General features: G+C 39.4%; 11 protein-coding genes. 3 read left to right on the top strand and 8 right to left on the bottom strand.

Annotation, left to right across the window (positions count from 1 at the left end; genetic code table 11):
- Positions 1-43: 43 nt before the first annotated feature.
- Entirely contained in the window at positions 44-1,363 is a 1,320-nt protein-coding gene (fahA, locus tag IE199_RS05375) for a fumarylacetoacetase (protein ID WP_189768036.1), read from the bottom strand.
- 227 nt (positions 1,364-1,590) lie between these two features.
- Between fahA and IE199_RS05370 the strand changes: the two genes are divergently transcribed.
- Positions 1,591-3,180: a DUF3369 domain-containing protein gene (locus IE199_RS05370; protein WP_229854540.1), complete on the top strand. Its 1,590-nt coding sequence runs from the start codon at positions 1,591-1,593 to the stop codon at positions 3,178-3,180.
- 3 nt (positions 3,181-3,183) lie between these two features.
- Here the strand turns inward: IE199_RS05370 and IE199_RS05365 are convergent, their stop codons facing one another.
- From IE199_RS05365 to IE199_RS05340, 6 genes are all read right to left on the bottom strand, one after another.
- Entirely contained in the window at positions 3,184-4,617 is a 1,434-nt protein-coding gene (locus IE199_RS05365) for an ATP-binding protein (protein ID WP_189768034.1), read from the bottom strand.
- Positions 4,618-4,719: 102 nt separating this feature from the next.
- Positions 4,720-5,025: a DUF1289 domain-containing protein gene (locus tag IE199_RS05360; RefSeq protein WP_189768032.1), complete on the bottom strand. Its 306-nt coding sequence runs from the start codon at positions 5,023-5,025 to the stop codon at positions 4,720-4,722.
- A gap of 117 nt (positions 5,026-5,142) precedes the next feature.
- Positions 5,143-6,699, bottom strand: a complete 1,557-nt coding sequence (locus tag IE199_RS05355) for a SulP family inorganic anion transporter (protein ID WP_189768030.1) — start codon at positions 6,697-6,699, stop codon at positions 5,143-5,145.
- Positions 6,700-6,974: 275 nt separating this feature from the next.
- The gene (locus tag IE199_RS05350) at positions 6,975-7,637 is read right to left on the bottom strand and encodes a GntR family transcriptional regulator (RefSeq protein WP_189768028.1); all 663 of its coding nucleotides are present in this window, start codon (positions 7,635-7,637) and stop codon (positions 6,975-6,977) included.
- A gap of 103 nt (positions 7,638-7,740) precedes the next feature.
- On the bottom strand, positions 7,741-9,264 hold the full coding sequence (locus tag IE199_RS05345; RefSeq protein ID WP_189768026.1) for an aldehyde dehydrogenase (NADP(+)): 1,524 nt from the start codon (positions 9,262-9,264) through the stop codon (positions 7,741-7,743).
- Between the two features lie 30 nt (positions 9,265-9,294).
- On the bottom strand, positions 9,295-10,308 hold the full coding sequence (locus tag IE199_RS05340; protein WP_189768024.1) for a 4-hydroxyproline epimerase: 1,014 nt from the start codon (positions 10,306-10,308) through the stop codon (positions 9,295-9,297).
- 196 nt (positions 10,309-10,504) lie between these two features.
- Between IE199_RS05340 and IE199_RS05335 the strand changes: the two genes are divergently transcribed.
- Both IE199_RS05335 and IE199_RS05330 read left to right on the top strand, forming a co-directional pair.
- The gene (locus IE199_RS05335) at positions 10,505-11,533 is read left to right on the top strand and encodes a proline racemase family protein (RefSeq protein ID WP_229854538.1); all 1,029 of its coding nucleotides are present in this window, start codon (positions 10,505-10,507) and stop codon (positions 11,531-11,533) included.
- A gap of 4 nt (positions 11,534-11,537) precedes the next feature.
- Entirely contained in the window at positions 11,538-12,794 is a 1,257-nt protein-coding gene (locus tag IE199_RS05330) for an NAD(P)/FAD-dependent oxidoreductase (RefSeq protein ID WP_189768022.1), read from the top strand.
- 12 nt (positions 12,795-12,806) lie between these two features.
- Here the strand turns inward: IE199_RS05330 and IE199_RS05325 are convergent, their stop codons facing one another.
- Positions 12,807-14,378, bottom strand: a complete 1,572-nt coding sequence (locus tag IE199_RS05325; protein WP_189768020.1) for an ATP-binding protein — start codon at positions 14,376-14,378, stop codon at positions 12,807-12,809.
- Between the last annotated feature and the right edge of the window lie 150 nt (positions 14,379-14,528).

Below are 14,528 nucleotides of genomic sequence, written 5' to 3'. Positions count from 1 at the left end.
TTTATTCCGAGCCTTTTTGCTATAACAAATAAGTTAATACAAGTTATGCAGGTAATACTTTAGCTTCAACAAAACCAAAACCAATGCGAGCATAACCTTCTTTTTCACACCAGCCACTCATAATTACGTTATCACCGTCTTCTAGAAAAGTACGTGACTCACCATTTGGTAAGCTGATCGGTTCAGCGCCAGCATTAGATAACTCTAACAACGAACCCGCTTGCTCTGGATTTGGACCGGATTGAGTACCAGAACCAAACATATCACCTGGCTGAAGGTTACAGCCATTAACTGTATGATGAGCAACCATTTGAGCAACAGTCCAATAAGAATCAGTAAAGTTTGACTGAGATAACTCAACCGCATCTTCACCTGCACTGCGCATTTTTTCGGTTTCCAATTTCACTTGTAACTGAATATCAAAAGCACCTAATTCACGGTTTGCTTCTGATTCTAAATAAGGCATTGGTTGAGGATCGTTTTCATCTCGTGTCCAACTTTTTCTGTATGGTGCTAACGCTTCTGTCGTAACAATCCATGGTGAAATAGTTGAAGCAAAGTTCTTAGATAAGAATGGACCCAATGGCTGATATTCCCAACCTTGAATATCGCGTGCAGACCAATCATTAAAGATACAGAAACCAAATACATGATTATCAGCATTATCAAGGGCAATTGGTTCACCTAACTCATTACCTTTACCAACAAATATGCCAACTTCTAGTTCATAATCTAGACGCTTACACGGACCAAAACTTGGTGTTTCGGCTGTTGGCGCTTTAGTTTGACCTTTAGGACGTTTGAAATCACTGCCAGATATTTCAATTGAAGAAGAGCGTCCGTGATAACCAATCGGAACCCATTTGTAATTTGGTAACAATGGGTTATCCGGTCTAAATTTCTTACCAACTGAAGTTGCATGGTGAATAGACGTGTAAAAGTCAGTGTAATCGCCAATGCGACACGGCAGTGCATACTCAACGTCAGCTTGAGCAACTAAGCAAGATGACAATGCGCTTTCAGCATTTGAACCTTCACTTAGCGCTTGTGATAAAGCGGCTCTTAACCCAGACCAAGCATCTTTACCCATGCCCATAAAATCATTTAGCTGATCGTTACTACAAGCTTCTAAAGCTTGTTGAGCAATACCAGAAAATACGCCTGATTTTGCTGCGGCGGCTAAATCTAAAACCTGATCGCCAATTGCAACACCACCACGGAAGTTTTGCTCTGTTCCTTGCTGACGAAAGACAGCAAACGGTAAATTTTGGATTGGAAAATCTGTCCCTTTTTCATTAGCTGAAGTAACCCAGCTTTGAAGTGACGGATTATGTGTTTCATTCAATAAAGAGTGAGATGACATTAGTGAAAAGACTCCTAAGTTCAGCGTGTTATTTTGAAGGTATAACAATTATTCACTGTCAATAATATTGACGACATTATAACAGTGGGCAACACAAACACTACTGGCGAAAAAAACTGAGAAAAATTCAGTGTCAACAAAATTTTACAAGCTAAGGTTTACAACACTTTACAACATATAGTGACATTTAACCGGCCACGTTTAATAAAGTTTAACTGAGTTAGCTTTTGTTAAAACCAGTGATCTGCGCTATACCTAAATTAACAGAAAAAACCGATGAACATATCTATATGCCCTTGTCTTTTTTAACAAATAAGCAACAATCTGACATACAGCCTTGGAAAATACTTATTGTTGATGATGAAGAAGACATTCATCACATTACGACGTTGGCATTAAAGCGACTTGAGCTAGATGGTCGTAAACTCACTTTTGAACATGCCTACTCTGCTGAGCAGGCCAAAGATGTTTTGAGGCAACAATCTGATATTGCTTTAATTTTTCTTGATGTTGTCATGGAAACAGATGAGGCAGGATTAGATCTTGCTAAGTGGATTCGCCAAGATTTAGAGAACAAGTTTACCCGTATTGTTTTACGCACTGGTCAACCCGGACAAGCTCCTGAAGAACAAGTTATCGTTGATTACGATATTAATGACTATAAAGAAAAAACTGAGCTTGATCGCAAAAAACTATTTACTACAGTCTATTCTTCGCTAAGGGCCTATCGAGATATTCTAGAAGTTGAAAAAGCCAGAAAGTATCAAGAGCTATATCGTAATGGCTTAGAACGTGTTATTTCAGCCAGCACCCGCGTTTTAGAAAAACACTCCCTGAATGATTTTTGCAGTGGCTTATTACAGCAAACAATGTCACTGCTAAAACTTGATAAACCTTCAATGTTAGTGCAAATAACCGGGGTTGGCGCAATCTACTCAGAAAATGATTTTGAAATCATTGCACAAATGAAAGGTAACAAAGAGCTGGATTTAAGTGACAACGAGCTCTATCAATATTTCAACTTAGCCATTGAAAGTAAAAAAAGTATTTTCAAAGACGATGTACTTGTTGGTTATTTCCCTAGTACTGGCGATAAAGTCAGCCTTTTATATCTTAAAGGTTTAAGCCAAATGAACGCCATTGACGTCTCTTTACTGGAAATATTCTCTGGCCAAGTCAGCTTAGCATTCGATAACCTTTTGTTAAATAGAGAAATTGTTGAGACGCAAGAAGAGTTAATTTACCGCTTGGGGGATGTTGTTGAATCACGCTCAAATGAAGCGGGTAATCACATCAGACGCATGTCGGAAGTATCATTCATGTTAGCTAAAGAATTTGGTATGGCTCAAGAGCAAGCTGAATTATTAAAACAAGCAGCTCCCATGCATGACATTGGAAAAATTGCCACGCCTGATCGGATATTACTTAAACCAGGTAAGTTAGATGCCGATGAATTTATCGAAATGCAAAAACACCCTGAGATTGGCTTTGATATATTAAAGGGATCAAAACGACCTATTTTACAAGCTGCGGCAATTATATCGCAGCAACACCATGAAAAATACGATGGTTCGGGCTACCCTAACGGTTTAAAAGGCGAAGAAATCCATATATTTGCACGCATCGTCGCTGTCGCCGATGTATTTGACGCATTGACCCATAAACGCTGTTATAAAGAAGCTTGGCCAATTGACAAAGTTGAAGAATTTTTACGTTCAGCCGCAGGTCAACACCTAGATCCTGATATTGTTGCTATTATGCTAAACAACATCGACAAAGCAGTATTAGTAAACCAAGAGTTTACCGATCCTGAATAATGTTTAACGTTCAGGTGCTTTAGGTAAAACAATTAAATACGCAAGTCCTTTATTAATTTCACTCTTAACCTTTATTTTACCTTTAATAGACTGCACTAAGTTATATACAAGGTGAGTCCCCAAACCACTGCCCCCTTCACCTCGCTTTGTGGTAAAAAATGGTTCAAATAGCGTTGCTAGTTGCTCAGGTGGAACACCTTTGCCATCGTCGGCATAATGAAAATTCACCACATTGCCCTTGTCTTGAACTTTGATTTGAATTCGTCCCTTTTCAATGCCCTCAAAACCATGAATTAATGAATTCATGATCAAATTACTTAGAATCTGTGAAAGCGCACCAGCGTTAATCTCCAAATCAATATCAGTGGCGCAATCAACTATAACCTCATGAGCAACACGCTTTAATTTAGGCTTTAATGATAATAAAACTTCGTCAATGTATTCTGCTAAGTTTATCTGCCTTATCTCGTTAGACGACTGGTCTACGGCGACTTGTTTAAAGCTTTTAACTAATTGGGCACCTCTGGTTGTATTGGTTTCTAAAATTTTTAATCCAAGCTCTAAATCTTCAAAAAAATTCATTAATTCTTCTTCAGATAGGGTTTGCTTTTCAAGCGCTTGTTTAATGTATTTATACTCCTCCATGATATGACTAACACCAGTAACACAAATACCTAACGGTGTATTAATCTCATGTGCAATACCTGCGACTAAACCACCTAATGCAGCCATTTTTTCACGTTGCACTAATTCTTCTTGTGTTTTTTTTAGGTTATCAATTGTTTGATTGAGCTTATTATTTTGCTGCGCTAATAATCTGTGTTGCTCGGCTAATCTGTTTTGTGCATCGCGCCGTTGAATGGCGTTAACATGGCTTTCAATCACAGCTGCTATTTGGTTGGCTACAAACTCGAGAACTTGAAGGTCCTTGTTAGTATATTCAAACCCTCTTTGATAACTTTGTACGACAATAACGCCGTGAAAGCTTTCACCTGAAATCATCGGTGCCCCCATCCAGCTATAAAACTCTTTAGAGCCTAACACTTCTTTAATTTCACCTTGCTCTAACAGGACATCAATTTTTTCAGGGGTTAATAGTTGAGGAGTTCGATGTTTAATAACATAGGAGGTCAGCCCCTCACCAATTGGCAAGTGTCTGCCAGTAAGGTCTTTATCTTTGGTGTCCTTTTCGTCGACAAAATACACCAGTCGCATCGAAGCTTGGTCATCGTTAAGCAATGCAATAAACAAATTACTGGCGTTTAAAACAGTATTCACTATGTTATGCACTTCAACATACATTTGCTCTAACGCCATTTCCTTTTGAGCTAGAGATACAATACTAAACAGAGCGTGCTGTAACTTTTCGCTGTGCTCTAGTTCAATTACCTTTTGTTTAAGCTGTTCTAATTCTCGCTGGTAGTCCTGAGCAGTCAAAAGAAAAACCTCATATATGCCATATACCTAAGCATAGACGAGATAAGATATTTTATACCAAAATGAATAACTTTTAGTTAATCAACTTTGTAACAGCCAGGTTTACAGCTCAAAATCTCCAAAATCTAAGTCTTTTGAGGTGTCTAAAGTGTTTTTGGCAGGAGGATCAAATAATGAAGCTTGTTTTTGCTCTGCGGTTAGTTCTGGCTCTTTGGTTTTCAATTTACCTTCTTTACGTTTTTTGCGTTGAATACAGCGTTTAATAACCTTTTGTTTATCATCACTGGTTAAACTGATCCACTGCTGACGTTCCTCACGAGTGCGCAAACACCCCATACAATATCCTTTGTCATCCGACTGACAAATACCGATACATGGACTTGGAACATCAAAAAACTCTAATTGCATACATTCATTAACTAAAAAGCCTATAGATTAACTATAACCTATAGGCTTTATAAACAAAACAAATGTATTATCAGGTTAGCAGTTATTAACCTTTACTAACAAAAAGGTCTAAAACCTTTATGCTAACTTATCTGTTGCCACGTGGTAGTCGGGATCTTCAATGACATTGATCTCAACTAGATCTCCAGCTTTTTCTAGAAGCTTCTTACATTCTGCATTTAAATGTACTAAATGCATAGTTTTACCTTTAGCAATATAACGCTCAGCTAAGGTATCAATCGCTTCTATTGCTGAATGGTCAGCAACACGTGAGTTTCTAAATTCGACAATCACATCGTCACTATCATTATCAATGTCAAACTGCTCTAAAAAGTTAGACACTGAGCCAAAGAATAGTGGGCCATTGACATCATAAACTGTTGAACCATGATTATTAACGCTGCGTTTTACATCAACGTGTTTTGCGTGTTCCCAAGCAAAAACTAACGCAGAAACAATTACACCTACCACTACAGCGACAGCTAAGTCAGTGGCAACGGTGACACCTGACACTAAAACAATAACAAAGGCGTCGGCTTTAGGTACTTTTCTCATGATTCTAAAACTTGACCATTCAAACGTCCCAATGACAACAATAAACATAACACCAACTAACGCGGCAAGTGGAATTTGCTCAATTAAGCTCGAAGCAAACAAAATGAAGCACAGTAGACCTACCGCTGCCGTAATACCAGAAGCACGACCACGGCCACCAGAGTTAACATTAATCATAGATTGGCCAATCATGGCACAACCACCCATGCCGCCAAAAAAGCCATTAACTGTGTTTGAAACACCTTGTGCAACACACTCTTTATTACCACGACCACGTGTGCCAGTAATCTCATCAATTAGCGTTAATGTTAATAGAGATTCAATCAAACCAATAGCAGCTAGTACAAGAGCAAATGGGAAGATAATTTTTAAGGTTTCTAAGTTAAATGGTACTTGAGGAATTGCAAATTGAGGTAAACCACCAGCGATTGAGGCAGCCGGGTCATTAGTCATATCGCGAACATAATCGACAACCGTGCGAGCGTCTAAATCTAAGCTCTGTGCCAATACCGTCACCACGATGATTGCAACTAATGAAGATGGTACTGCTCGTGTAAGTTTAGGTAGGAAATGAATTATGCCCATGGTTAACACAATTAAACCAACCATAGTAAATAATTGGTTACCTTGCATCCAAACAAAAATGCCCTCTTCATTTGCCACTTTAAATTGACCAAGTTGCGCAAGGAAAATAACAATGGCTAAACCATTAACAAAACCAAGCATTACTGGGTGCGGAACTAACCTGATAAACTTACCTAGTTTAAAAATACCAGCGAGTATTTGTAAAATACCGGTGAGAACGACACAGGCAAAGAGGTATTGCACACCATGCAAGGCCACAAGGCTGACCATAACAACCGCCATAGCACCTGTTGCTCCAGAGATCATTCCAGGACGACCACCAAAAATGGAAGTGATCAAACCAACCATAAAAGCGGCATATAAGCCAACCAACGGCTCAACACCTGCTACAAAAGCAAATGCTACGGCCTCAGGAACCAATGCTAAAGCTACGGTCAAACCTGACAATACATCGTTTTTTAAATTGCCAACTTTATTGGCCTTTATTTCAAACATGGATTTCTCGCGTTTTAAATATGCGCACCTGTGCGACTAGCGGTGACGCAAAATCAAGGATATGTACCAGCAATATCAATTTGCACAAGAGGTTTGTACATCGATACAAGTACAACGATATTAACCCTTAAGCATAGAAGAAAAATATGAACAGAAAATGTAAGGGCTAAAAAGCGCGTGAATACTATAGAGATGAGGTCGAAAAGTCAACAAGGCACTCAGTCTGAAAACTCTATTCTAAGCGCCTTATCTATTTGATTTTTATATTTGTTTTCTTAGTTACCTTCCCTTTCCAACAAAAAGGCTTTTATTTCGTCGCGAGATTCCAAAATATGGCGTTTAAGCATATCAACCGCGCCTTCAATATCGCGTTTTTTACAAAACGCTAACAACTCATTATGTTGAGGTTCAGCCTTTGACATGCCGCCTGCCCACAACAAATGCATTCGAATATATCGATCTGCATTTTTATTGAGCGTATTTACAATTTCTTGTGTTTGCGGTTTATTAGCAGCTGAGTACAAACAATTGTGGTAGTTAGAATTTAGCTCACTCCACGTATTTGCAGCATTCTCTTTACCAAGCGCACTGTCTAATTCACTTAGAATTGTTGACGCAAGCTCTAGCGTTTCGTCAGTCAAATTTGGAATAGAAGCGGCAAGGAGGTCAGCTTCCAACATAGCTCTTAATTCAAACAATTCATCAACTTGCTCTATATTTAGCTCTGTTGCCGTGGCGCCTTTGTGAGGTTCAAAGGATACTAAACCCTCAGCTTCTAATTGCAATAATGCTTCACGTACCGGAATGCGACTTACATTTAACTCATCAGCCAAAGCGGCTTGGCGTAATGGTTGCCCTGCTTTGATATCGCCACTAAGAATTTTTTCTCTTAACGTTTCCACTACTAATTGTGTACGTGTTTTATAAACTATGCTCATATATGATTTCCCAACCAAGACGCTGACCATTATAAGCATTTGTTGGGCAAAAAAAAGGAACTAGTGAAATTAGCTCCTTTTATATGAGAATAAATCTGCTTTGTTAGTCTTTAAGCAAGTCAGGCAGCAACTCTATTGGCATATTTTGATAACAAATTGGACGTTGAAAACGTTTAATTGCTTCACCACCAACAGACGTCGCACGAATGTCTGTAGAGGCTGGGAACGGCCCTCCATGATTCATGGAAGCGCAAACCTCTACTCCTGTTGGCATTTGATTGTAAATCAAGCGTCCAACTTTGTGAGCCAATGGAATCGCAAGCCTTTGGCAGTCGCTTAAATCACTGTCTAATGCGTGGATACTCGCGGTTAAATTTCCTTTTAACATATCCACTAGCTCTAACATTTCTTCGGTATTGCCCACACGAACCAATAGTGCAGAAGAGCCAAAAACTTCTTCACTAAGCATAGCGTTAGCTTTGAAGGTGGCAAAATCAGTGGCAAATAATGCCGCTGTGCAGAAATGCTCGGCGCCTTGTTTTCCTTGTGCTAGTAAACGAACGCCAGCTATTTCCTGCCATTGCTGCACACAATTTTTATATGTTGTTGCTATTTCTGGCGTTAACATCACACCAGCTTCAGTAGCGGCAATTGCATCTGCAGCCGCTTGCTCAAACATCGCCGCATGACCATCGTCGGGATATACCCAAATGCCAGGGCTAGTACAAAACTGCCCTTGACCCATTAATAAGGAATTAACAAGCTCTTGGGCAATGTTTTGAGTATCTTGTGCCAGCTTGTTTGCCATTATAAATTGAGGGTTAACACTGCCTAATTCACCGTAAAATGGAATAGGCTCTGCACGCTCATGAATCTGGCGCTGCAATATCATTCCCACTCTCTCTGACCCGGTAAAACCGACAGCTTTGACTTTGGGGTGTTTAACAATTTGACTAGCAATCCCGTAGTTTTTACCTTGTAACAACGAGAAAACGCCTGGGTGCAACTGACACTTAGTAATCGCTCTGCTGATTGCTAAAGCCACTAACTCAGCAGTAGCAGGGTGTGCCGAATGTGCTTTCATTACCACAGGACAGCCAGCAGCTAATGCCGAAGCGGTATCACCACCAGCAGTAGAAAAAGCAAGCGGAAAGTTACTGGCAGCAAAAACGCCAACAACGCCCAAAGGTAAATAACCTAAGCGTGTATCAGGCTTAGGTAGAGGCTCTCTGTTTGGTTGTGCATGTTCAATAATCGCTTGATATTCACCAGCTTCTATCATGTTAGCAAACATAGCTAATTGGCCAACGGTTCGACCTCTTTCACCTTGAATGCGTGCCGCTGGTAAACCTGTTTCAGCACAGGCCATTTCAACCAACTCATCACCTAAAGCCAAAATTTCGTCGCCTATCGCACGCAAAAAGGTAGCACGTTCCTGCGTAGGTAATTGGCTATAACTTTCAAAAGCTTGTGCCGCCTGTAAAATAGCAGTTTCCACTTCCTGCTCAGTTGCATCAGCAAATTCAATATTCATCGGCTCATTATTAATCGCGTGAAATGCAGTAAATCCACCAGTGGTTGTGCCCGACCACTCGCCTGCAACTAAATTCTTTCCGCAAATAGACATAATTGTCGCTCCTGCTGTTTTTAAATTAATTTATTTAACCGTAAAGCCAAATGCATAAGGATCATCATCATCAATAGTGATGCAGTTTTTTCCGAACACTTTAGCCCAACCTTGAATGCTTGGTTTGATTGCTGGTATTTTACCGTTAGGTGTTTCAAGCTCTATGACTGATTCAACTTTTCCAACAAACTGACTACCGATGTAACTTTCATGGGTAAATGTATCACCGACTTTTAAAAGCCCTTTGGCAAAAAGTTGTGCCATGCGAGCACTGGTTCCCGTGCCACAAGGCGATCTGTCAATTGCTTTGTCGCCATAAAATACCGCATTGGCAGCATCAGACCCTGGTGTTTTTGGTTTACCTGTCCACAATACGTGGCTTACACCGCTAACGGTTGGGTCTTCGGGGTGTTGACAGTTTAACTGTTGACTTGCCACTTCACGAACAATTGGACTCCACCTTAAAATCTCAGCAGCTGACCAATGCTCTATCCCAGGGAAGTTTTCCTGAGGTTCAACGATAACGTAATAGTTACCACCATATGAAACATCAACGGTCAATTGTCCTAGCTCAGGAATATCTAACACTACATTTTGATGCGCTAAATACGCAGCAACGTTGTAAATTTTCACTGCATTAACTTTATTGTCCTGCTGTTGGTATTCAACATTAATTTGCCCTGCAGGTACGTCTAAGGTTAAAAAGCCAGGGATTTTAGGAGTGATCAAACCAGCTTCAAGCGCAGCTGTAACCGTTCCAATAGTGCCGTGACCACACATCGGCAAACAACCGGATGTTTCGATAAACAATATCGAAGCATCGGCATTTTCTGAACATGGTGGATATACAAAAGATCCTGACATCATGTCATGGCCTCTTGGCTCAAACATCAAGCCTTTCCTTATCCAATCATGATTGGCTAAAAAGTCTTGTCGCTTTTCACTCATGGTGTTGCCAATCAGGTTAGGATGCCCACTGGTAACAAGTCGCACCGGATTGCCACATGTGTGCGCATCGATACAAAAAAATGTGCCTTTTATCATTTATTACCTATTACAAAAGTCTTTTAAAGCAAAGCGGTGATTACCTCTTATCAGGCACACGCTCATCATGTTTACTATGTGGCTGATTAAACGTAAGCAGCACAAAACTATCTGTAGAACTGATACGGCATATTGTATACAATTAATCATATCCTACAAGTATAAAGTATTAAAAGTTGCCAGCGAGCTATTTAGCGTGAAAATAAAAACTGAGAAAATCGATAATTATCAAAAAATTAATACCATTGACGCACATACTGAAGGTGAGCCTTTAAGAATAATCACCTCAGGATATCCTGAAGTTATCGGGGAAACCATGCTACAAAAACGGCGATATCTTGAGCAGAATTTAGATCATTTACGCCAATTTCTTATGTATGAGCCCAGAGGACACGCTGATATGTATGGCGCATTACTTACCGCTCCCTGCACTGACCAAGCTGATTTTGGCATTTTATTTATGCACAATGAAGGTTACTCAAGTATGTGTGGCCACGGTATTATTGCCGCAGTGTCGGTTGCTATTGAAACAGAAAGTATTGCACTGCCTTCGCCTAAACAATTTATTGGTATAGATTCACCAGCGGGATTTATTCGCGCATACGCCCAAAAAACAAATGACGAATTACAAGTTAGTTTTGATAACGTTGCATCTTTTGTAGAAGCTGAAAATTTAATGGTCAATATCGAAGGTTTTGGTGATATTCACTATGATATTGCATTTGGAGGGGCTTATTACGCCTATGTAGATGCAGACCAAATAGCACTGCCTTGTACTCCAGAAAATACACAACAACTGATAGAGCTTGGTCGAGCAATTAAGCTACAAGTGATGAAAGATTACTTAATTGAACACCCTGAGGAAAATGATCTTAGCTTTTTATATGGCACTATTTTTTACTCCTCCAAAACAGATGATCCAAGTGCTCATTCACGACACGTTTGTATTTTTGCTGATGGTGAAGTAGACCGCTCTCCTACTGGCACAGGGGTTTCTGGTCGTGCAGCACTGCTTAAAGTAAAAGAAAATTTAGAAAATCAACAAAGTGTGATCATTGAAAGTATTGTCGGCGGCAAAATGACAGTGTCGATACAAGATTCTCAAACATATCATGGTAAAAATGCTGTTATCCCTAGAGTAAGTGGTCGCGCATTTATAACTGGTATCCACCAATTTTTATTAAACAAAAACGATATTTTTCCTCGTGGCTTTTTATTGAGATAGTTTTATGCAAAATCAAGGTCAACAAGTTGCAGTTATTGGCGCAGGTATTATTGGTATTAACTGCGCTATCGCGATGCAAAATAAAGGTTACCAGGTTACCTTAATAGACAAAGGTGCTCCGGGAGAGCAATGTTCGAAGGGGAATGCTGGACACTTTGCCACTGAGCAGGTTTTCCCGCTGGCAGAATTTAGCGTATTGTGGCAATTGCCTAAAATGCTAATCAACCCATTAGGCCCTGTCGCCATATCCCCTATGTATTTCCCTAAAGCTATTCCATGGTTTTGTCGCTTTATCATAAATATGTTTGCCAATAAGCGAACAAAAAACACGCAAGCAATAAAACAATTAAATGAACTTGCTATTGGCGCCTATCAAGAGTTACTGCAAGCAAGTGGCGGTGAACACCTTATGGTAAAAGAAGGCAGTTTATTAGTTTTTGAAAGCACTGCACTTGAAGACATAAAAAAAATTCAACAGGTATACCAATCACAAGATGTTGCGGTTGAGTTACTGGATAAAACGGCTCTTCATAAGTTAGAGCCAAATTTAAAAGACACTATAGAATTCGCGCTCTTTTTTACCGACGTAGCACACACAGTTTGCCCGCTCACCTTGAGTAAACATCTTGCAAGTTATGCACAAAGTTTAGGTGTAATTTATCAGCAAAGTGCTGTTGAACATGTTGCTCAAGAGGGTGATCACATAGTGATTACTACCCCAATTAACACACAAACCTTTGATCAAGTAGTGATTGCTACTGGTGCATGGTCAGAAAAGCTGGCCAATGATTTAGGTTACAAACTGCCAATAGAAGGTGAACGTGGATATAGCTTAGATTTGCCTACCTCTACAATAGATAAGTTATCTCGCCCAGTCGCGTCCGCAGAACGACGTTTTATTATAACGCCTATGAGCCATGGCTTGCGCTTAGGGGGAACAGTAGAGTTTGCTGGATTAAATGCACCGGCAAATTATCAAAGAGCCACTATGCTGCACACAAATGCACAATATATAGTAAACGACCTACCACATGCTGAAGAAATTACTCATCAAGGCTGGTTAGGATTTCGACCTTCTTTACCTGATTCATTACCCGTTATCGGTAGAGCGCCTAAACATAACAAAGTTATTTTTGCTTTAGGCCATCAGCATTTGGGACTGACTCTAGGAGCAATAACGGGAAAACTGGTTGCCCAAGTTGTTAATCATGAACAGCCAAGTGTTAATTTATCTGCCTACTGTATAAGTCGATTTCAGTAGGTGCACTAGAGGTTATACTGGTGCCGAAGTGAGTTCTTTTACGATCGGCACTTTTACTTGAAACGCACACCCCTGCTCTACGGCAAGACATTTAATAGTGCCACCAAGTTTAGCTGTAACTAAATTATAAACAATATTCATTCCCAAACCTGAGCCACCTTGGCCACGTTTTGTGGTAACAAATGGATCAAAGATACGTTTACGAATATCTTCGCTTAACCCTTTGCCATCATCACTATAGTGCAACGTTAAAAAGCCATTTTCTTCCGTGAAATGAATATTGATATTACCTGAGTCTTGATCTTCAAAACCATGCATATGCGAGTTAGTCATGAAGTTGGTTAATATTTGGTTCCAAGCACTTGGATAGGTAACTAAAGTAAAGTTTTCATCAACCGTTAAATTTATACTGTAGTTCTTTCGCTTAAACAGCGTTTTAACTGTATTAACCACGTCATTAACATGTTGTGCCAAATTAATTTTTAATTCTGGATCGGTATGTTGTTCAACAGCGACTGATTTAAAGCCTCGAATCAACTCTACGGCTTTATTTAAGCTTCGTTCAATAATTTGTTGATATTCAATTAATAAAGATAAAGTACCAGTTAGCTGTGAGCGTGTTAGGTTTTCACTTTCAACCGCCTTGTTAAGATCAACTACCTTTTCTTTGAGCGCAGTTATTGACGTAACACATATACCTAACGGCGTATTTACTTCATGAGCAACACCTGCAACCAGTTGACCTAGTGATGCCATTTTCTCAGATTGCACTAATTGGTCTTTGGCTAAGGTAAGATCGTCAAGTGATTGTTGCAATTGTTGGTTACTCGCTGCTAATTTAGCAGTGCGGTCATAAACCTTAATCTCAAGTTCACCGTTTAACTGAATTAAAGCGTTTTCTGCTTCTTCCAGCTTAAAAATATCGTTTTTTAACGCAATACGCATATTGTTAATAGCGTCAGCGAGTTCGTCTAATTCATCTTTGTTTTTTGAGCGATTAACAAGCTCCAATGGCTTATCAAGGTTTTCAGCCTTAACTTGTTGAGAGTAGGTGGTGATGTGATAAATATGTCGAGTAATAATCCTGTGCACAATAAACATAATAGCAAAGGCAACAATAAAGGTTTTTATCGACTCTGAAATTACAATAAAGCCAGCTTGTTGCCAGATGTGCTGATAAATATCTTGATAATCAGCTGCGATCATGATCACACCCAAATCATTATCACCATAAAAAATGGGGTATTCAACAATCTGTTTCGCTACAACTTCCGGATCACCATAATCATATACTTTACCAAAACCCGTTGTTATTTTTACGTACCTAATATCGGGTAAATTGACAATCCCTTCGATTTGTTGCTTAACAAGTGGTTCGTTAAAATCCCACAAACTTGTTGATATTGACTGAATATAACTGGATTCAATATTGGATAATTGATTATTTAAACGTTCGACATCGTCTTGGAATGCAGAATAAAGCTGAATAGATGTAGAAACTAAAGACAATAAAAAGCTACAAAGTAGTATATAGATAAGTACTCGTCGGCTTAACTTATTATTAAAAGAGACAGCTGTACTCATTAAGCATCGATCCTAAATCGTCTGATTACACTAATTAAAAGCACCATGGAGGGTAAAGTCAATAAATACTCTCTTCAATTACATTCTGTTAACACAAATTATAACAGTAGTTAAATTTTTCGCTAAAACAAGAAAATATTATATTTATCA

The organism is Thalassotalea marina (genome assembly GCF_014656435.1).
GTDB lineage: Bacteria > Pseudomonadota > Gammaproteobacteria > Enterobacterales > Alteromonadaceae > Thalassotalea_C > Thalassotalea_C marina.
The sequence above is the reverse complement of the archived record's forward strand: the minus strand, read 5'-3'. Positions and strand labels throughout refer to the sequence as shown.